Below are 19,938 nucleotides of genomic sequence, written 5' to 3' on the forward strand. Positions count from 1 at the left end.
ACTGGGGGCGAAGGACATGAGCGCCAAGAGGCGGAACCTCGCGGCACGACTCGGGGTGTGGAGCGCACACCACCGCAAGACGGCGATCCTCGGCTGGCTGGTGTTCGTGGTCCTCGCCACGGTCGTCGGCGGCGCCACCGGTACGGTCACGGCGTCCGACGACGAGATGGGCACCGGCGACTCGGCCAGGGCGTCGAAGATCCTCGACGACGCCGGCATCGACGAGCCCGCGAGCGAGCTCGTCATGGTGAGCGCGAAGACGGCCGACGGCTGGAAGGAGGCGGCGGCCGACTTGTCGCGGGCGCTCGACCGGACCGGCAAGGTCGACAGGATCCAGCCGCCGCTGGCCTCGAAGGACGGCAAGGACGCGCTGCTGCGCTTCGACATGAAGGGCAAGTCCGACGACGCCGCCGACCAGGTGCAGCCGGTCCTCGACGCGGTCGCGAAGGCGAAGGACGCGGGCGCGGAACGCGGCATCGCCGTCCACCAGTTCGGCGACGCCAGCTCCGAGAAGCACCTCAACGACCTGCTCGCCGACGACCTGACGAAGGCCGAGTTCACGGCCGTGCCCCTCGCGCTCGGCATCCTGCTCGTCGCCTTCGGAGCCGTCGTCGCCGCGCTGCTGCCCGTCGGGCTCGCGCTGACCGCCTGCGTCGCCGCCTTCGGACTGCTCGGCCTCGCCAGCCACGCGGTGAACATGACCGAGACCACGTACTCCGTGATGTTCCTGATGGGCCTCGCCGTCGGCGTCGACTACTGCCTGTTCTACCTGCGGCGCGAACGCGACGAGCGGGCCGCCGGGCACGACGCGGAGACGGCGCTGCGGATCGCCGCCGCCACCAGCGGGCGCGCGGTCCTCGTGTCCGGCCTGACCGTGATGGTGGCCATGGCGGGCATGTTCCTGTCCGGCCTTCTCCTCTTCAAGGGCTTCGCGGTCGCCACGATCCTGGTCGTGTGCGTGGCGATGCTCGGCTCCGTGACCGTCCTTCCCGCGCTGCTCGCCTCGCTCGGCGACCGCATCGACGCCGGACGCATCCCCTTCCTCAACCGCCGCGCCAAGAAGGGCGCCCACGCCAGCGGCTCCGTCGCCGGATCGCTCCTCAAGCCCGTCCTCGCCAAGCCCAAGTTCTTCGCGGTCGCCGCGACCGTGTTGCTGCTCGCCCTGGCCGCGCCCGCGCTCGGCATGAAGACCGAACAGCTCGGCCTGGAGAAGCAGTTCGGCTCCGACGCGCCGCTGTCGGTGTCCTTCCGCGAGATCACCGGGGAGTTCCCCGGCGGGCCCGCGCCCGCGCTCGTCGTGGCCAAGGCCGACGACATCGACTCCGCTTCGGCGCGTGCGGCACTGCGTACGCTGACCGACAAGGCGGGCAAGGGCGCCGAACTCACCGTCCACGAGCGGCAGAACGTCGCCGAGATCGCGGTGCCGCTGCCCGGGAGCGGGACCGGTGCGGACGCCAAGCGGGCGCTCGCATCACTCCGTGAGGACGTACGGGACGTACGGGGCGGGGGAGCCGTCGACGCGTACGTCGGCGGGGACCTGGCCGAGTCCGAGGACTTCACCGACCAGCTCGGCGAGGGCATCGTGCCGGTGTTCGCCTTCATCGCGGCCGTCACGTTCCTGCTGATGCTGTTCTGCTTCCGGTCCGTGGTGATCGCCGTGACCTCGATCGCGCTCAACCTGCTGTCCGTGGGCGCCGCGTACGGCGTGATGACCGCCGTCTTCCAGCACGGCTGGGGGGCCTCGCTGATCGGCTCGGAGAAGGTCGGGGCCATCGAGAACTGGATGCCGCTGTTCGTGCTCGTCGTCCTCTTCGGCCTGTCCATGGACTACCACGTGTTCGTGGTGTCCCGGATCCGGGAGGCGCGGGACCAGGGGCTCGGCAACCGTGAGGCCATCCAGGAGGGCATCACCCGGACCGCGGGCGCGGTGACCGGCGCCGCCGTCATCATGGTGGCCGTGTTCGCCGTCTTCGGTACGTTGTCCATGCAGGACATGCAGCAGATGGGGGTTGGCCTCGGGGTGGCCGTCCTGCTCGACGCGACGCTCGTCCGGATGGTCCTGCTGCCCTCCGTCATGAGCCTCCTCGGCGAGCGGAACTGGCACACGCCGCGGTACCTGCGGTGGCTGCCGCGCATCTCCCACGATGGGTCCGCTCCGGCGCCGGTGGCGCCGACGTCCTCCCGGGCCCGGGAACACGCCTGAACCCGGCCGGGCGCCGGGGTGCCCCACTTGCCCCTCCGGGGCGGGTGGGGTTTCCCCGCGTGCGGCCCGGTGGGAGACTTCCGCCGCGGAGCGGCGGTGGCCGTCACGTACCCGGTGGCTACGGTGTGAGTGCCGCTGCCTCCCGCTCGGGGGCGAGGCCCACCGACGGCCGGTCGGGGCGCTGTGGGGCCACCCCGCCGAGGCTCCGGAGCCAGCGGAAGGTGTCGGCAACCGTGTTGGCGACCTCACGGCACCGCAGCCCGGCCCGCAGGGCCTTCTCCGGGCTCGTGTCGTGCATCGTGTCGTACAGCTCCCCCGGCGGCAGCCACACCGGCAGGTCGCTCCACGGCTCGATGCCCGCCGCGAGGACCGTCTCGGGGTCCGTCCACACGAGCTCCACGCCGGGCGCCCCCGCCACGGAAACGCACGCGTCGAGCAACGAGCCCATCGTCACGTGCCCCTTGGGACAGATGAGGTTGTACGGCCCGGACAGGCCGTCCACCACCGCGTCCAGCGTCCACGCGGCGAGATCGCGTACGTCGATGTATTGGATGGACGCGTCGCGCGGCCCCGGCGCGAGCACCGGACCGCCCCGGGCGACCCGGTTCAGCCACCACGGCAGCCGCCCGATGTTCTCGTACGGACCGAGGATGAGCCCGGCCCGCACGTGCAGCGTCCGATCGGCGCCGAAGGCGCCCTCCGCGGCCAGCTCCCCGCCCCGCTTGTCCTCCGCGTACGCGACGGCGTCCGCTTCAGGATCCCCCGCCACCACGGGGAAGGACTCGTCGGACCCGGCAACCCCGGGGTAGCGGTACACCGACGCGCTGGAGACGTACGCGTACCGCCCGGCCCGCCCGGCAAGCGCCCGCGCCGCGTCCCGTACGGCACGCGGCGCCCCGGACCAGGTGTCGACGACGGCGTCCCAAGGGCCGTCCGCGGCGGCGAGCGCCGCGAGCCCCTCGGCCGTCGTACGGTCCCCGTGGACGGCCCGCGCCCCGTCCGGCGCCGCGTGCCGCCCCCGGTGGAACACCGTCACGTCCCAGCCGCGCGCGAGCGCGTCCTCGGTCACGGCCCGCCCCACGAACTCCGTACCACCCAGCATCAGAAGTCTCATGGGACGGACTCTGCCCTGGTGAGCGCCGGTTGCGGAACGGGTTTTAGCTCGCAGGAGAACTCGCGGGCGAACGCGTCACCCGGTGGTCGGCGGCGCGTACTTGTACCCGACCCGCCGCACCGTCTGGATCGCCTGCCGGTGCTCGGCCCCCAGCTTGCGCCGCAGACGGGCGATGTGGACGTCCACGGTCCGCCCGTCGCCCACGTGCCCGTACCCCCACACCGTCGTCACGAGCTGATCGCGGGTGTGCACCCGGTGCGGGTGCGCGACGAGGTGGGCGAGGAGTTCGAACTCCAGGTAGGTGAGGTCCAGCGGCCGCCCGTCGACGTGCGCGGCACGCCGCGCGCTGTCGACGCGGACGGGCCCGCTGCCGTCGGCCTGGACCGCCTGCTCGGACACGCCCGCGCCGGGCCCTGCGGCGAGGTGTTCCTGACCGGCGGGCAGCAGGACCAGGTAGCCGATCATCGGCGGCCGGCCCGGCAGCGTGGGCAGGGTGTGCTGGGGCGCGGGCAGCAGCGTCGCGCCCGGCGGCAGGGACCCGGAGAAGTCGGCGAGGTCGAAGTCCTGCGCCACCTCGTCGGGGGCGACGGCTCGCAGCCGCCCCCGTGCCGATGGCGCGGAGATCCGCGCGGCGGCCGGAACGGCAGCGGTGGAGGCGGAGGAAGCGGTGGCGGTGGAGACGCCGGAGACGGTGGAGCCGGAGAAGTAACGGGAGTTCGCCATGGGATGCGTCAGCTCTTTCGCGCGAAGGAGGTCGTCGAGGACGTACGTCGTGCGCGTCAGGCCGGAGGCCGGGGAACGGCTTTAGAGGGCCCGCGCGTTCAGCGCGCGGCAACACACCCGGTCGAAGTCGTGGTGCTGCCGGGAGGGCCAGAACGGCTCGAGGTCCCAGAAAGGCTCAAGGTCACGGTGACCCGTCGCGGTGTTCCGGAAGCTGCCCATGACCCCATTGAAGCAGATGGGAACGGGTACGGCGGATCCCTCTCACACGTTGATACGGACCCTTGGCGCACCCTTGGCCGGAAACACCCCCTGAGCGAAGGGGTGTTGGGCAACGCGCTCGGGGCGCCCACCACGTAGGTGGACGCCCCGAGCGAAATCCGGTAGAACGCGCGGATCGGGTCAGACCTGGCCGGCCTTCTCAAGCGCCGAGCAGCAGGTGTCGACCATCAGCCGCGTCACGACGTACGGGTCGACGTTGGCGTTCGGACGGCGGTCCTCGATGTAGCCCTTGCCGTCCTTCTCGACCTGCCACGGGATGCGCACGGAGGCGCCGCGGTCGGAGACGCCGTAGCTGTACTCGTTCCACGGGGCGGTCTCGTGCAGGCCGGTGAGGCGGTCGTCGATGCCCGCGCCGTAGTTCTTGACGTGGTCCATCGGCTTGGAGCCCTCGCCGAGCGACTCGCACGCGGTGATGATCGCGTCGTAGCGCTCTCGCATCGCCTTCGTGGAGAAGTTCGTGTGCGCGCCCGCGCCGTTCCAGTCGCCCTTCACCGGCTTCGGGTCGAGCGTCGCGGAGACGCCGAAGTCCTCGGCGGTGCGGTAGAGCAGCCAGCGGGCCACCCACAGCTGGTCGGAGACCTCCAGCGGAGACAGCGGGCCGACCTGGAACTCCCACTGTCCTGGCATCACTTCGGCGTTGATGCCGGAGATGCCGAGACCCGCCTTCAGGCAGTTGTCCAGGTGCGCCTCGACGACGTCGCGGCCGAAGATCTCGTCCGCGCCGACCCCGCAGTAGTAGCCGCCCTGCGCGGCCGGGAAGCCGCCCTCGGGGAAGCCGAGCGGGCGCGCGCCCTTGAAGAAGGTGTACTCCTGCTCGATGCCGAAGATCGACTCCTGGGCGGCGTACCGCTCGGAGACCTCGGCGAGCGCGGCACGGGTGTTGGACGCGTGCGGCGTCATGTCGATGTCGAGCACCTCGCACAGGACGAGGATGTCGTCGCCGCCGCGGATCGGGTCCGGGTAGCTGGCGACGGGCTTGAGCACGCGGTCGGAGGCGTGGCCCTCGGCCTGGTTCGTGGACGAGCCGTCGAAGCCCCAGATGGGCAGGTCGGCGACCGTGGCGGCGCGCTGGGAGTCGGCCAGTATCTTCGTCTTCGAACGGAGCTTGGCCGTCGGCTCGGTGCCGTCGATCCAGATGTACTCAGCCTTGAAGGTCACGGGCCTCATCCTTTGACACTTGGTACGGCGCAGACGTGCGGGTGCTGCGGGCCGTGGTGATGGTCGGCAGACTGCCAACCCGCGATTTCCCGTCCGTTGCCCGTTTGTGAACCCCGTGTTACCTGGGGTGTGAGTGACCGGAGTCACGTCATACGGCCCGCAGGACCGCTTCGTGCCGCCCGCCGCGGCTACTTGATGACGGCGTTGGCGGCCGCGATCAGCAGCCCGATCGTGGCGTCCGCGATGCCGATGAGCACGGCGGACCGCCTGCGGTAGCCCACGCGCAGCGCGCCGAAGGTGCCCCAGGCGAAGAGCAGGCACGCGTTCAGCGTCAGTCCCGCGTACGTGACGTCCTTCTCGGGCCAGCCCATGATCCCGGCGAGGACGAGCAGGGCGACGGTCGGCCAGCAGGCGATCACCACCGGCCACTCGTCGGCCAGCGTCCACGCGAGCTGACGCCAGCGGTGCATCCCGCTGCCCGGCCGGTGGGTGCCCATGTGCTGGGCGTAGCCGTGCGCGAGCGCGGCCGTGCCCGCGGTGACCATGACCCAGGCCGCGTCGTAGTACGGCGTGTAGGGGGTGCCCTCGGACTGCAGGGCCGCGAGCAGGGCGCTCGCGAGGACGGTGCCGTATACGCCTCCGGACTGCCAGCTCCGCACGGTGCGCTCCTCCTCCGGTGTCGTTCCCCGGTGACCTGCCTTTCGCAGATGGAGCGCCCAACCCTATGGGTCGGTATGTAACGGTTTGCCTGCTGCCGTCGATCGGTTACCGCGAGATGCCGTCCCGTACGGCTACCGGGAGATGGCGTCCCGTACCGCCTCCTCCGAGCGCGCCACCACCGCCGTGCCGTCGGCCGCCGTGATGATCGGCCGCTGGATGAGCTTGGGGTGGGCGGCGAGCGCCTCGATCCAGGCGTCGCGCCCGGACGCGTCGCGCGGCCAGCGCGCGCGGTCCTTCAGGTCGAGCTCCTTGGCGGCGGCTTCCTGGGTGCGCGTGATGTCCCAGGGTTCGAGGCCGAGGCGGTCGAGCACGGCGCGGATCTCGTCGGCGGTGGGTACGTCCTCCAGGTAGCGGCGCACGGTGTACGTGACGCCCTCCTCGTCGAGCAGTGAGAGGGCGCTGCGGCACTTCGAGCAGGCGGGATTGATCCAGATCTCCATGCCCCACAAGCTACCCGCGCCCCACCCGCACCACGGGTCCACACACTCTCGCCGCGTGCCCCGCTTCCCACCCCAAACCCCCTCTGGCCAGGGAAGATTGGCGGCTGAGGGAGCGGCCGTTGTCAGTGCCGGCACGTAGAATGGAAGCAATGTTCGAAGGTTCCCGTGAGGGTTCCTGAACCGCGACAGGAGGATGCCTGTGCCCGCTGCCGCACTGCCGTCGAAGTCCGCAGTCACCCGCTCCCGCACGTCTCCCGCCCAGCGCTCCGCGCGCTCGTCGCGCGCACCGCGCCCGGACCGGCCCGCGCTCTGCGACGTGCCGTACGTCCCGCTGGAGAAGCGCCCCCTGCCCCCCGGCCGCCCGCGCGACTGGTACGTCACGCACAACCGCCGCCTCAAGGCCATGCGCCTGGCGATCGCCCTGCTCGACTCGGGCGTCCTCGTCCCCAACCAGGCGAGCAACGTACGGATACGGACCATGGCCGAGACGGTGGGCATCCACCCGCCGTCGGACACCACGTGCCACATGGTGCGGGCGCTGATGCGCTACAGCCGCTGAGGCGGGCCCCCGGCCCCGGACAAGGGCCGGGGCGTCACCCCCGGCCACCTTCGGACTCGGCCGGGACTCGGCGTGACGCCCGTGGGGCGGCGCCTGTTCACTCGTTCGGCGTACCCGGCATGCGCCGCACCCCGTCCCCGCATTGGCTGCTTCTCAAGAGAGGCCACGGCAGCCGACGGGAGCGCGGGGTGCGGGACCCGCGGGATCCGCCCCGGGCGGGCCGGGGCCACCCCGTGCCGCCGTCCGTCCGAGAGGGGTTCGCCGATGACCACGCCGGCCGAGCGCGCGGAACGCGGCAAGGCGGCCCGCAAGCGCGCCTCACGCTCCTCGCACGGGGTCTGGATCCCGTCGGCCGACCGCGCCGACCCGGTGACCGTCCTGGAGCGCCAGGCCGCCGACCGCGTCCAGGAACTCCTGCCGATCCGGTACGGCAGGATGTCCGCCTCGCCGTTCGCCTTCCTGCGCGGCGCCGCCGCCGTCATGGCGGGCGACCTCGCCATCCAGCGCCACACCGGCCTCACCGTCCAACTCAGCGGCGACGCCCACCTGTTGAACTTCGGCGTGTTCGCCTCCCCGGAACGCAGCCTGCTCTTCGACCTCAACGACTTCGACGAGACGTATCCCGGCCCCTTCGAGTGGGACGTCAAACGCCTCGCCGCCAGCGTCGCCGTCGCCGCGGGCGAGCACGGCCACGGCGAGGACCGGGCCCACGCCGCGGCCCTCGCCGCCACCACCGCGTACCGCAAAGGCATGCGCCGCCTGGCCCGCAAGGGCGAACTCGACGTCTGGTACGAGCGCATGGACGCCCACGACCTGCTGCCCCTCATCGACTCGCCCCGCCGCCGCAAACGCGCCGAGGCCCGCCTCGACCGCGCCCGCCGCCGCACCAGCCTCCAGGCCCTCGGCAAGCTCACGGAACTCGTCGACGGACAGCGCCGCATCATCCACGACCCGCCGCTCCTCGAACCCGCGGGCCCGCCCGACATGGCCGCCCTGCGCAAGATCTTCGGCGACTACCGCTCCACCCTCTCCGAGGAACGCCGCCTCCTCCTCGACCGGTACCGCTTCGTCGACGCGGCCCGCAAGGTCGTCGGCGTCGGCAGCGTCGGCACCCGCTGCTTCATCGTCCTGCTCACCGGCCGCGACTCCGGGGACCCCCTCTTCCTCCAGATCAAGGAAGCGGTGCACTCGGTCCTGGAGGAACACCTTCCGTCAGGACCGCACGTGCACCCCGGCCACCGGGTCGTCGCCGGCCAGCGGCTGCTCCAGGCCGCCGGCGACATCTTCCTCGGCTGGATGACCGGCCCCCAGGGCCGCGCCTACTACTGGCGCCAACTCCGCGACATGAAGGGCTCCCTGGACCTCACCACCGTCGATCCCGCCGAACTCCACGCCTACGCCCGCCTCTGCGGCACCGCCCTCGCCCGAGCCCACGCCCGCTCCGGCGACCGCATCGCCATCGCCGCGTACCTCGGCACGACGGACACCTTCGACCGGGCGATCGCGGAATTCGCCCTGAGGTACGTGTCCCAGAACACCCGGGACTACGAGGCGCTGCGCGGCGCGATATCGGCGGGCATCATCCCGGCAGAGCCGGGCCCGCCGGGCACCTGAGTTCTCACCTGTGCCGCTGCTCCCCGTCTGGGGCTTCGCCCCTCGCCCCCTTGTCGGCGCTTCGCGCCTCGTCCTCAAGCGCCGGACGGGCTGGTGGTGCCGGCTGCGTGCCGTCGTGCAAGTTCGGGCGGGTGGGTGGGAAATAGCCCGTCCGGCGTTTGAGGACGAGGCCGTTCAGGCCGATAGCGGGGTCCAGGGGCGGCAGCCCCTGGTTTCGGGAAGGGGCGGGGTTGGGGAGAGCCCCGCAGGGCCCACCCACCCGCACCCCAACAGAATCGAGCCACCCCATGCCCAAAACGGTCACCGTATTCACCCTGGGCGGCACAATCTCCGCCCAGTCAGGCGGCGGCACCACCCGCCTCACAGGCGCCCAGACCCTGGCCTCCGCCCCCGTCCCGCCCGGCGTGACCGTGGAGCTACAAGACGTCCGCCGCCTCCCGGGCTCCTCCCTGACCCTGGACGACCTCACCGACCTGGCCAAGAAGGTGGACGAGGCCACAGCGGCGGGCCACGGCGCGGTCGTCGTACAGGGCACGGACACCCTGGAGGAAACGGCGTTCCTGCTGGACGTGACCTGCGCGCCCCGCGAACCCATAGTCGTCACGGGAGCGATGCGCCGCCCGGACCACCCGGGCGCAGACGGCCCCGCGAACCTGGCCGCGGCCCTGGCGACCGCCGCGGCCCCCACCTGCCGAGACCTGGGCGTCCTCACGGTCCTGGCGGACGAGATCCACGCGGCCCGCCACGTACGCAAGGCACACACCACATCCCCGACGACCTTCGCCTCCCCGGGCGCGGGCCCCCTGGGCCGGGTGGTGGAGGGCGTCCCGCACATCCTGCTGCGCCCCGCACACCCCACCGTGGAACGGCCCCTGCGCCTGCGCACCCCGGCCCGCGTGGCCCTGCTCACCCTCACACTCGGCGACCAGGGCGAACTCCTGGAGGCGGTGGACGACCGCTTCGACGGCCTGGTCGTGGCAGCCTTCGGCGCGGGCCACGTACCGAAGTGGCTGGTGGAACCCCTGACGGCCGTCGCCGCCCGCATCCCGGTGGTCCTGGCGTCGCGCACGGGCGCGGGCCCACTCCTCAGCGAGACGTACAACGGCCCGGGATCGGAGTCCGACCTGCTTGCCCGCGGCCTGATCTCCGCGGGCCACCTGGACGGACCGAAGGCCCGCATCCTCCTGTACGCACTGCTCGCGGACGGAGCGGACCGCGCGACGACGGCCGCGGCCTTCGACCGCCTGCGAGCAGGCTGACGAGGACCGACGCACCCCCGGACCGGCCAGAACTCCCGCCCCGAACTAACCGATCTGCTCAGGCGTAACCGTCAGCCACCGCTTGTCCGCGGTCACCGGCTGCCCCAACTCCCGCTGCCGCGCGGCGTTCTTCCGCTTCATCCCGTCCAGCTGCTTCATGTAGCTGTCCTTGCGGTTGACCCACACGCGGACACCCCCGTGCCGCACGTCCGCCGAGTGGAACAGCATCGGCCCGTCGCTCACGGGGGTGTCCCCGGCGACGAGCACCGGCTTCTTCCACTCGTCGATGTACGTGGAGATCGCGGCGGGCTTGCCCTGGTACCAGGTCATGGGCGCCCAAAGGTTCGGCGTGAGCTCGTACTTGGCGAGGCGCGCCCGGTCCTTGGGCCCGAAGCGGCCTTCGGCGATCTCCTTGCGGGCGCTGGTGACCTGCCCCGTCCTCGGGTTCTTGAGCTGCAGGCCGACACCGATGACGTTCTGCGGCTTCACGCCGTACCCGTACTTCGGGTCGGCGAGCACCATCCGCACCAGGTCCTCGCTGGCCGCGCTGACGACGTACACCTCGATCCCGTGCGCGCGCAGCGACTTGTAGAGCTCGCGCATGCCGGGGAAGAACTCGGGCCGCTCGACCTCGGTCTTCGTCACCTTCCCGTGCTCGTCGAAGTACGTCGCCGGGATCGGCTTGTCGTACGCGAGCAGGTCGTCCACGTACCCCTTGAGCTGCTTCAGCGTGAAGCCGGAGAAGATCTGCGCCGCCCACGGGTAGCAGACCTGGTCGTCGACCTCGCAGAGGCGGTTGTAGTAGCTGTAGAGGCTCTCCTTGTGCGTGGCCGTGTCCTTGAAGGGGATGACCTTCAGGGACGGGGCCATCGACTTGCGGGTCAGGACGCCCTTCATCTCCAGGAACGGAAGCAGGGCCTCCTCCAGGTCGTGGCGGTACGTCGTGTTGTCCGCGTCGAAGACGGCGTACGCGCCCTTCCCCTCGTTCTCCGCGATGACCCGGCCGAGCTTCGCGGCCACCGGCTTGGGCCAGTGCTTGAGCCCGGTCGCGGCGGCGCGGGCGGACGCGCTCGGCGCCTTCGCGCCCGTGGTCTTCGCGTCGGCTGAGTCGGGCCACAGCGCCCCGCCCGCGAACACCGCCGCCGCCAGCGCCCCCGCCGCTCCGACGACCGCAAGCCTGCCCTTTGCCCGAATAGCCATGGTTCCCGTTCCCTCACGAAGCGCTGCGCCGACCCGTCCGGAGCGGCGCGCCATGGTACGAGGACCCGCTACCGGATTCCATGATCGAGGTCACCGTGCGTGGCGGGCATGGGACGGCGCGACGCGGGTAGCCGCACGGGACGACAGGCCCGCCCGCGCCCGCGCACAATGGGTTCATGGGCCCCACGGCTACGGACAGCGCGGCTACGGCCTCGGACACCGCGTCGAGGGACGGTGACACGTCGAAGGACGGCCACACGTCGAGCGACGGCGACACCGCCTCCCGCGAGTTCGTCCGCGCCGCGCCCCCGCCCGGCGGCCTCGTCGTCTCCGCCGTCGGCTACCGCACGCGCGGCGAGCGCCCCGCCCTCCACCGCGGCCTGCCGTCCCCGTACCTCACGCTGATCTTCTCCCTCGACGGCCCCGTCACCACCGGCCGCAGCCCCGCCCAGGCGACAGGACCCGACGCCGTCCGCACGGACATCGTCGTCGGCGGCCTGCACCAGAGCCCCGCGTACGTCGTCCAGCCCGAGCACGAGGCGGGCATCCAGCTCGCCGTGCACCCCCTCGCGGCCCGCGCGCTCCTCGGCCTGCCCGCCGCCGAGCTGGCCGGACAGCTCGTCACCGACGGCACCGACGTACTCGGCCGTCTCGCCGCCGACGTACGCGAACGCCTCTGCGAGCAGGACGACTGGCGTGACCGATTCGCCTTCCTGAACGCCTACTTGGCCCGCCGCGCGGCCGACGCCGAACGCGCGGGGGCGGTGCGCCCGGAGGTCGGCGAGGCCTGGGCGTGGCTGGCCCGGCACCGCGGCGCGGGCACCCTGCGCGGCCTGTCCGCGCACGTCGCGCTCAGCGAGCGGCGCCTTTCCGCGCTCTTCCGCGCCGAGACCGGCGTCACGCCCAAACAGGCCGCCCGCCTCATCCGCTTCCAGCACGCGAAGGCCGCCGTCGTGCGCGCGGTCGTCGCGGACGTACGCCCCGACCTCGCCCGGATCGCCGCCGACTGCGGGTACTACGACCACTCCCACCTGGTACGGGACTTCCGCCAGTACACGGGCGCGAGCCCCAGCGCCTGGGTGGCCGAGGAGTGCCGGAATATCCAAGCCGGGGGTCACGCCAACGGCGAAGACTGGGACACATGAACACGAACGAAGCACCCCAGACCACGCACAACGACCAAACAGCAGCGAACCGCCGCGTCCCCGACGTCTGGCCCACCCTCCAGGCCCACGACGCCCCCGCCCTGATCGACTTCCTCGTCGGCACGGTCGGCTTCCTGCGCACCGCCGTGTACGAGGACGGCGACCGCGTCGCCCACGCGCAGCTCGACTGGCCCGAGGGCGGCGGGGTCATGCTCGGCAGTCACGATCCGAAAGCCGCCGCGTGGTGCCGCGAACCCGGCACGTTCGGGGCGTACGTCGTCACCGACCGCGTCGACGACCTCTACCGCCGCCTCACCGACGCCGGCGCGAAGGTGGTCCGCGAGATCGAGGACCAGCCGTACGGCAGCCGCGAGTTCGCGATCGCCGACCCCGAGGGGAACCTGTGGTCCTTCGGTACGTACGCCGGGGAGCCGCGCCCCGACCAGGGGTGACGCCCCGCCGGGGTGATAGCTTGCGCACGCCAGTCGTGCCCGTACACCCGGGCCGGGGAATCCGGTGGAAGTCCGGAACTGACGCGCAGCGGTGAGGGGGACGGGAGGGGCCAGCGGCCACTGGGAGTCCACGGACCCCCGGGAAGGCGGCCCCGCCCGGACGAACCCGAGTCCGAAGACCTGCTGGCACCGCCGCCCGCACGGGCGGCGGAGTTCGCAGACCAGGCTCCGCGCATGAGCCCTGAGACTCGGGAAGACGTGTGCCTTCGACCACGCGACGCGTTCGCGTCCGCCGCCTCCGCTGTATACCTTTCACCGCCCTGCTGAGCGCGGGCCTCGTCCTGCTGACCGCGTGCGGCGGTTCGCCCGCGAAGACGTCGGACAAGGCGCGGGCGGGCTACCCCGTCACGCTCACCGCGTGCGGCGAACAGACGAAGGTGAAGGCTCCGCCGAAGCGGGCCGTCTCCCTCGACCAGGGCTCCACCGAGATCCTCCTCTCCCTCGGCCTTGCCGACCGCATGGCGGGCACCGGCACCTGGACGGACCCGGTCCGCAAGGGCCTGGAGAAGGAGAACGCCAAGGTCGAGCGGCTCGCCGACCGCTACCCGTCCCTGGAGAAGGTCCTCGACAAGGAACCGGACTTCGTCAGCGCGTCGTTCCTCTACACGGTCGGCAAGGGCGGCGTCGCCGACCGCGCCAAGTTCACCGAACTCGGCGTACCCGTCTATGTCTCGCCCACCGACTGCGCCGGCAAGGACAACGCAGGTGACGACGACGGCACCCGCACCAAGACGCTCACCATGGACACCGTGTACGGCGAGATCCGCGACCTCGCGCGCGTCTTCGACGTACCCGAACGCGGCAAGAAGCTGATCGCGGACCTCAAGTCCCGCACGGCGAAGGCCGCCAAGTCCATCGACGCCTCCGGCACCAGCGTCATGTACTGGTTCGCCAACTCCGAGGCCCCGTACATCGCGGGCTGCTGCGGCGCGCCCGGCATCATCACCCGCGAACTCGGCGTGAAGAACGCCTTCGCCGACACCCGCGCCGAATGGCCCCAGATCAACTGGGAGACCATCGCCGAGCGCGACCCCGACGTCCTGGTCATCGGCGACCTCACCCGCAAGTCCCAGTCCGCCGAGAGCGCCCGCCAGAAGATCAGGTTCCTGGAGTCCAACCCGGCCACGAAGAACCTCACGGCCGTGAAGAAGAAGCGGTACGTGCTGCTGAGCGGGCAGGCCCTGAACCCGGGCATCCGCACGGTCGACGGGATCGAGCAAGTGGCGGCGGGGCTGCGTGAGTTCGGTCTGGCGAAGTGAGCACGGGGAGGACGGCCGCGCCCGACGCTGTACGGTCCGACGGACCGGGTGACGTACGGCTCGACGACCCGGGCGGTGTGCGCAGGCGCCTCCGCGATCGCCTGCGCACAGCCCTCCTCACCCTCGCCGGCCTCGCCGTACTGTTCCTCTCCCTCGCGTTCGCGATCACCCTCGGCCCCGCCGACATCTCCGTGCCCGACGTGTGGTCGGCGGTGGCGGCGCACCTCGGCTGGGGAGAGGCCGAGCTGACGCCGATCCGCGACGGCATCGTGTGGAACCTGCGGATGCCGCGCACGGTCCTCGCGGCGGTGTGCGGCGCGGGCCTCGCGGTGTGCGGGGTGGTGCTCCAGTCCCTGCTGCGCAACCCGCTCGCGGACCCCTTCGTCCTGGGCGTCTCGTCCGGGGCGTCCACGGGCGCCGTGGCCGTGGTGGTCCTGGGCGTCGGCGGGGGAGTCCTGACGGTGTCGGCGGGCGCGTTCATAGGCGCGGTCCTCTCCTTCTCGCTCGTCCTCTTCCTCAGCCACACCCTCGGCGACACGGCGGACCGGGTGATCCTGTCCGGCGTGGCCGCGATGCAGCTCTTCTCCGCCCTGACCTCCTTCGTCGTCCTCACGGCGGCGGACGCGGAGACCACACGCGGCGTACTGTTCTGGCTCCTCGGCTCGCTCAGCGGGGCGGCCTGGACGGACGTGTGGATGTGCGCGGCGGTCCTCTTCGTCGCCCTCGCCGTGTGCCTGCTGCACGCGCGGGCGCTGGACGCGTTCGCGTTCGGCCAGGACGCGGCGGCGACTCTCGGCGTCCACGTGGCACGGGTGCGCCTGATCCTGCTCTGTACGACGGCACTCCTCACCGCGGCCCTGGTCAGCAGCGCCGGGGCGATCGGATTCGTGGGCCTCGTACTGCCGCACGCGGCACGGGCGGTGGTGGGCGCGGGCCACCCGCGCCTGCTCCCGGTGACGGCACTCGCGGGCGCGGTCTTCCTGATCTGGGTGGACACCCTCGCCCGCACGGTCCTCGACCCCCAGGAGGTACCGGTGGGCGTGGTGACGTCACTGATCGGCGTACCGGCGTTCGTGGTGGTGCTGTACCGGACGAGGAAGACGACGTGACGTACGAGACAGCCGAAGTAACGGAAGCAACCGGGGAAACCGTTCCCGCGACGGGTCTGGCGGCGGGCCGGGTCGCCCACAAGGCGGGCGGCCGCCTCATCGTCGACGGCATCACCCTCACCCCGCGCCCCGGCACCACGCTCGGCCTCCTCGGCCCGAACGGCTCGGGCAAGTCCACGCTGCTGCGCCTCCTGTCGGGCGTCCTCGCGCCCGCGTCGGGCGTGGTCACCCTGGACGGCACCCCACTGCCGCGCCTCGGCCGCAGGGAGACGGCGCGCAGGCTGGCAGTGGTGGACCAACACGCGTCCACGCAGGTGGAATTGACCGTACGAGAGGTGGTCGCGCTGGGCCGCGTACCGCACCGCAGGCCGTGGTCGGCCACCACGGCCGCGGACGAGCGGGCGGTCGAGGACGCCCTGGACCGCACCTCCCTGACCGACAGGGCGGGCCAGTCCTGGCACACCCTCTCCGGCGGCGAGCGCCAGCGCGCCCACATCGCGCGCGCCCTGGCCCAGGCCCCGCGCGAACTCCTCCTGGACGAACCCACCAACCACCTGGACATCCAGCACCAGTTGGACCTCCTGAACCTGATCGCCTCGCTCCCCGTGACGACGGTGATCGCGCTGCACGACCTGAACCTGGCCGCGATGTTCTGCGACGAGATCCTGGTCCTGAAGGAGGGCAGGGCGTACGCGCACGGCACGCCCGCCGAGGTCATCACGGAGCGGTTGATCGCGGAGGTGTACGGGGTGCGGGCGCGGGTGACGCCGGCGGCGGACCCCACGGACCCGCTGGACCACCCGTCGGTCCGCTTCCTGCGGTCGCCGCCGTTCCCCGGACCTGCCGGGTCCTAGACTCCTCGGATGGTCGACGCCGAAGTCCCCCTGGACGTCCTCACCCGCCTCCGCGAGGTCTGCCTGAACCTCCCCGAGACGTACGAGGAACCGGCCTGGACGGGCACCCGCTGGCGGATCCGCACCAACACCTTCGCGCACGTGTACCTGACGGACTGGTCCGTGTCGTCCTCGCCCTCGGCCCGCGCGATAGCCGCCGCGACGGCGGCCGCAACGGGGGGACTGACCACCCCCGAGGGGCTGACCACAACCCTCACCTTCCGCTCCCACGACGAGGAGTTCGAGGCCCTGACCAACGCGGGGGCGCCGTTCTTCCGCGTCTCCTGGGGCGCGAACGTGGTCGGCATGCGCCTGGACGCGGACACGGACTGGGCGGAGGTGGCGGAACTCCTCAGCGAGAGCTACTGCGTTCAGGCCCCGAAGAAGCTGGCGGCCCAGGTCGGGACCCAGGCCGCAGCGCCGTTCACGTCCCCCGAAGCGACGTAAAAGCCCCCCACAGACGACTTCGGTCCCCCTCACACACACAAACGGAACAGATCCATCCGATCGACGTACGAGTGATCGTTCCTCCAGGTGAAAGCCACGGCTTTAGATCACTCGGCGCGACGCGGGACTGCGATCCTCAGGCGGACATCACGCCCGGCCACGCATCGGTCCGGGCCGTAACCAGTCCCCTTGACCAAGGAGTTGCCCGTGTCCGTCCGTCGCCTGGTGACCACCGCTCTCGCCGCCACCGCCCTCGCGTTCACGTCCCTGGGCGCGGTGACCGTCACCGCGACGCCCGCGGCGGCGGACCCGTGCGGCTTCTACGAGACCTCCGCCGACGCCTTCTACAACCACTGCGCGTCGGACACCCGCGTCGTCATCCATGTCCGGGTCGCCCTGGCGCCCGACTACGAGCGCTGTGTCGGCCCCGGCAAGACGTGGCTGGGCTCGGCGAGCAAGATCCAGGGCGCGCACTACGTCGGCCGCACGTGCTGACGACCGGCCGCCACTGAGAAGGCGGGGCCCCCGGCGGGCGGCCCCACCTGCGGCCCGGGTGCCGGGGGAGACCCCCGCACCCGGGCCGCCGCCGTCTTCACCGACTGCTACTCACCTCGGGGAACCCATGACCCAAGGCCGCAACCGCCGACTCAACGTCTCGTCCTTGACGCCCTGAGCCATCTCGACGGCCTGCCCGACGACGTACTGATACGTGACCGGACACGAGTACTTGGCGGCCTCATCGGCGACAACGGGATGCGGCCCCGACCCGCGATAGGCAGGCGCACGAGGATCGGGAAACGTCACAGGCCCCAAAATAAACAAAGTCCCACACCCCTGCCGCCCCCTGGCACCCGCCCGAGGACCCGCAGAACCCCCACCAGCCGCAGACCGCTCACCGGCGGAAGCCACCCCCGCCGACTCCGTACGCCCCCCCCCACGCGACGCCTTGTCCGCCGAAGAAGCCGTACACCCGACCACCCCAAGAACCACCACAACACCCAGCACCGGCACCGGCACACACCTGCCCGACATCCAAACCCCCGCTCCCGAGCGGAGGGGCGTAACGCAACGGCCGTGCTCCTCCGAGGTGGAGGAACACGGCCGACGGCCCCACAGCAGACCCTGAAAGCGCGGAAATCCGCTCAGGCCCGCAACGTTTCTAGATGTCGAAGTACAGCTACAACGGGTCCCTGGTCAGGGCAAATGGCTGCCGTTGAGTGGGTTGGTGCACAACGGGTGCACCCGCCGTCAGGTCGCCGACAGCAGCTCGCTGAACGGCCGCAACGCATACGGCATGATGGCCGCGTACACCGCCACCAAGTTGACGGATGAGACCGCCACCCGGCGAAGAACTTGCCCGCTGCGGTCAGCTCTTCGCGCACCAGACGGTGCCCCGGCGTTCGTACTCCAGGATCATCTCGGCGCGCAGCGCGGCCTGTGGGCCGTAGAGGCGCTCGGCGAGCCAGAGGGCCAGGTCGAGGCCCGAGGTGACGCCGCCGCAGGTGATCAGGTCCCCGTCGTCCACGACACGCCCGTACGTGAGCTTCCCGCCCTCCTTGGCGAGATCCTCGCGGGCAGCGAAATGCGTCGTGCACGGTCTGCCGCGGGTGATCTTCGCCGCCGACATGACCATGACGCCGGTGCATATCCCGCCCATGATCAGCCCGGGCCGCTCGGCCTTGGCCAGTGCGCGCGGCAGTACGCCGCGCTTGATCTCGTCATCGACCCCTGACCCCTTCCCGTAGCCCCCGCCCGGCACGAGCAGGACGTCCGCGTCCTGAGGGGCCCAGGGGTCGCGTACGTCGATGTGCATTCCGGACGACGTCCGTACGGTGCGGGGGCCGTCGGCGGTGACGAAGCTCTGCTTGATCCGGTGCTTGTCGGCGTCCGCGAGGATGCCGAGCACCTCGATGGGGCCCGCGAAGTCCTGCTCCTCGACGGCGTCGAACAGAACTGTGTGCACGCGCAGTTCGCGGGTGCGCTCGCGCTTCCGCTCGGCGGCGGGGGCGGCGGCAGAAGCGGCGGTGGAGGAGGTGCCGAGGCCGAGCGCGGTCGCGGCCGTGGCCGCGGCGCCCGTACGCAGAATGTGTCGGCGCTGCATGTCGTGTGCTCCTTGGGTCGGTCGGTGCCGGGGAGTGGCGGAGTGAGTTGGTCAGAGTCAGGAATGCGCTGGTTCCGGGCTGCGGAACGCGGGCCGGATGACTGTCCCCTCGGGCCAAAGGCGCGTGGAAGGGGATGTCCGGATGTGTGGGCTGCTTGTCCTTGAGGACGTACCGGCCGGGCGCCGAGACTGAGGAGCGTGAAGACCGAGAGCGATGTGGTCGTGGTCGTGGGCGACGGAGTGGTGCTGCTCGATGTGGCCGGTCCGGTGCAGGTGCTGCACGGGACCGGCTACCGGGTCCGGCTCGCCTCGCCCTCCGGGCGTGCGGTGGTGAGCGACACGGGGATCCCGCTGGGGGTCGAACTGGCGCTGGAGGACGTCCCCGAGACCGTGGACACGGTGATGGTGCCGGGCTATCCGACGGTGCACGGCCACGGGCATCCTTCGGAGCTGGTCGCGCACGTACGCCGCCTCGGCACGGGCACGCGGCGTACGACGTCGGCCTGCACCGGCGCGTATCTCCTTGCGGAGGCCGGGCTGCTCGACGGCCGGCGGGCCACGACGCACTGGGCCGAGTGCGAAACGCTCGCGAGACGCTTCCCGCGGGTGCGGGTGGAGCCCGACGCCATCTACGTACGTGACGGGCCGGTCATCACCTCCGCCGGGGTGACGGCGGGCATCGACCTGGCACTGGCGCTGGTCGAGGAGGACCACGGCCCCGAGCTGGCGCGTACCGCGGCCAAGCATCTCGTCGTCTTCCTCCAACGCCCTGGCGGCCAGTCGCAGTTCAGCGTGCGCAGCGCGGTGACCCCGCCCCGCAACGCCGGGCTGCGGCGGGTACTGGATGCCGTGGTGGCCGACCCCGGCGGGAACCACACCCTCGCCGCCATGGCCGAGCGGCTCGCCGTCAGCGAACGGCACCTCACCCGGCTCTTCCGCCGCGAAGTCGACGGCACTCCCGGGCAGTACGTGGAACGCGTCCGCGTGGAGGCGGCGCAGGCGATGCTCGAATCCTGCGACGCCGGTGTGAACACCATCGCCCGCACCTGCGGGTTCGGCACGGACGAGACGATGCGGCGGGTGTTCCTGCGCGTGCTCGGGGCGCCGCCCGCGTCGTACCGCGCGCGATTCCGCGCGACCTCCTCCGCCTAGCTGGTCCCGACGGACCTTGCTGGGCACGGGGCGCCCCTCCCGGAACCTTGC

At 71.8% G+C, this 19,938-nt stretch carries 19 protein-coding genes and 1 riboswitch; of the genes, 12 read left to right on the plus strand and 7 right to left on the minus strand.

All coding sequences use genetic code 11. The annotated features are described in order from the left end of the window. Positions 1–16: 16 nt before the first annotated feature. Positions 17–2,203 (plus strand): MMPL family transporter, encoded by a 2,187-nt coding sequence (locus IEY91_RS16150; RefSeq protein ID WP_189174439.1) that lies wholly within the window; start codon positions 17–19, stop codon positions 2,201–2,203. A 118-nt stretch (positions 2,204–2,321) separates the two neighbouring features. On the opposite strand, the gene IEY91_RS16155 is transcribed toward IEY91_RS16150, so the two are convergent. The 5 genes from IEY91_RS16155 to IEY91_RS16175 form a co-directional block, all read right to left on the minus strand. Further along, entirely contained in the window at positions 2,322–3,317 is a 996-nt protein-coding gene (locus tag IEY91_RS16155; protein WP_189174440.1) for an NAD-dependent epimerase/dehydratase family protein, read from the minus strand. A gap of 75 nt (positions 3,318–3,392) precedes the next feature. After that, complete coding sequence (locus tag IEY91_RS16160; protein WP_189174441.1) at positions 3,393–4,040, minus strand: winged helix-turn-helix domain-containing protein; 648 nt, start codon at positions 4,038–4,040, stop codon at positions 3,393–3,395. Positions 4,041–4,439: 399 nt separating this feature from the next. Further along, entirely contained in the window at positions 4,440–5,477 is a 1,038-nt protein-coding gene (glnII, locus tag IEY91_RS16165; protein WP_164325688.1) for a glutamine synthetase, read from the minus strand. 188 nt (positions 5,478–5,665) lie between these two features. Beyond that, positions 5,666–6,136 (minus strand): hypothetical protein, encoded by a 471-nt coding sequence (locus IEY91_RS16170; RefSeq protein WP_189174442.1) that lies wholly within the window; start codon positions 6,134–6,136, stop codon positions 5,666–5,668. A gap of 132 nt (positions 6,137–6,268) precedes the next feature. Further along, positions 6,269–6,637, minus strand: coding sequence for an arsenate reductase family protein (locus IEY91_RS16175; protein WP_164325690.1), 369 nt, complete (start codon positions 6,635–6,637; stop codon positions 6,269–6,271). A gap of 199 nt (positions 6,638–6,836) precedes the next feature. Here IEY91_RS16175 and IEY91_RS16180 point away from each other — a divergent pair, with 199 nt between their 5' ends. From IEY91_RS16180 to IEY91_RS16190, 3 genes are all read left to right on the plus strand, one after another. Further along, on the plus strand, positions 6,837–7,196 hold the full coding sequence (locus tag IEY91_RS16180) for a hypothetical protein (protein ID WP_373287953.1): 360 nt from the start codon (positions 6,837–6,839) through the stop codon (positions 7,194–7,196). Between the two features lie 264 nt (positions 7,197–7,460). Further along, positions 7,461–8,810 carry a DUF2252 domain-containing protein gene (locus tag IEY91_RS16185; RefSeq protein ID WP_189174444.1) on the plus strand — a complete coding sequence of 450 codons (1,350 nt, stop codon included), beginning with the start codon at positions 7,461–7,463 and terminating at the stop codon, positions 8,808–8,810. A 287-nt stretch (positions 8,811–9,097) separates the two neighbouring features. Further along, the gene (locus IEY91_RS16190) at positions 9,098–10,069 is read left to right on the plus strand and encodes an asparaginase (RefSeq protein ID WP_189174445.1); all 972 of its coding nucleotides are present in this window, start codon (positions 9,098–9,100) and stop codon (positions 10,067–10,069) included. Between the two features lie 45 nt (positions 10,070–10,114). Here the strand turns inward: IEY91_RS16190 and IEY91_RS16195 are convergent, their stop codons facing one another. After that, positions 10,115–11,269 (minus strand): HAD family hydrolase, encoded by a 1,155-nt coding sequence (locus IEY91_RS16195; protein WP_189174446.1) that lies wholly within the window; start codon positions 11,267–11,269, stop codon positions 10,115–10,117. Between the two features lie 176 nt (positions 11,270–11,445). Here IEY91_RS16195 and IEY91_RS16200 point away from each other — a divergent pair, with 176 nt between their 5' ends. The 7 genes from IEY91_RS16200 to IEY91_RS16230 all read left to right on the plus strand — a co-directional run bounded on the left by IEY91_RS16200 (position 11,446) and on the right by IEY91_RS16230 (position 17,129). Next, the gene (locus tag IEY91_RS16200; protein WP_229696990.1) at positions 11,446–12,414 is read left to right on the plus strand and encodes an AraC family transcriptional regulator; all 969 of its coding nucleotides are present in this window, start codon (positions 11,446–11,448) and stop codon (positions 12,412–12,414) included. Further along, positions 12,411–12,866 (plus strand): VOC family protein, encoded by a 456-nt coding sequence (locus IEY91_RS16205; protein WP_189174447.1) that lies wholly within the window; start codon positions 12,411–12,413, stop codon positions 12,864–12,866. Before IEY91_RS16200 ends, IEY91_RS16205 begins: the two co-directional genes overlap by 4 nt. Positions 12,867–12,879: 13 nt before the next feature. Continuing rightward, positions 12,880–13,068: riboswitch (cobalamin riboswitch) on the plus strand. 58 nt (positions 13,069–13,126) lie between these two features. Next, positions 13,127–14,185, plus strand: a complete 1,059-nt coding sequence (locus tag IEY91_RS16210; RefSeq protein WP_189174448.1) for an ABC transporter substrate-binding protein — start codon at positions 13,127–13,129, stop codon at positions 14,183–14,185. A 77-nt stretch (positions 14,186–14,262) separates the two neighbouring features. Further along, complete coding sequence (locus IEY91_RS16215) at positions 14,263–15,294, plus strand: FecCD family ABC transporter permease (protein ID WP_229697002.1); 1,032 nt, start codon at positions 14,263–14,265, stop codon at positions 15,292–15,294. Next, complete coding sequence (locus tag IEY91_RS16220) at positions 15,291–16,148, plus strand: ABC transporter ATP-binding protein (RefSeq protein WP_189174449.1); 858 nt, start codon at positions 15,291–15,293, stop codon at positions 16,146–16,148. The genes IEY91_RS16215 and IEY91_RS16220 overlap by 4 nt, the downstream gene beginning before the upstream one ends. 9 nt (positions 16,149–16,157) lie before the next feature. Beyond that, positions 16,158–16,634, plus strand: a complete 477-nt coding sequence (locus tag IEY91_RS16225) for an MmcQ/YjbR family DNA-binding protein (RefSeq protein ID WP_189174450.1) — start codon at positions 16,158–16,160, stop codon at positions 16,632–16,634. A 207-nt stretch (positions 16,635–16,841) separates the two neighbouring features. After that, positions 16,842–17,129, plus strand: a complete 288-nt coding sequence (locus IEY91_RS16230) for a DUF6355 family natural product biosynthesis protein (RefSeq protein WP_164325697.1) — start codon at positions 16,842–16,844, stop codon at positions 17,127–17,129. Between the two features lie 871 nt (positions 17,130–18,000). Here the strand turns inward: IEY91_RS16230 and IEY91_RS16235 are convergent. Continuing rightward, positions 18,001–18,735, minus strand: coding sequence for a DJ-1/PfpI family protein (locus IEY91_RS16235; protein ID WP_189174451.1), 735 nt, complete (start codon positions 18,733–18,735; stop codon positions 18,001–18,003). A 198-nt stretch (positions 18,736–18,933) separates the two neighbouring features. Between IEY91_RS16235 and IEY91_RS16240 the strand changes: the two genes are divergently transcribed. Beyond that, complete coding sequence (locus tag IEY91_RS16240) at positions 18,934–19,887, plus strand: GlxA family transcriptional regulator (RefSeq protein WP_189174452.1); 954 nt, start codon at positions 18,934–18,936, stop codon at positions 19,885–19,887. The last annotated feature ends 51 nt before the right edge of the window (positions 19,888–19,938 follow it).

This window comes from Streptomyces lasiicapitis (assembly GCF_014646335.1).
Lineage (GTDB): Bacteria > Actinomycetota > Actinomycetes > Streptomycetales > Streptomycetaceae > Streptomyces > Streptomyces lasiicapitis.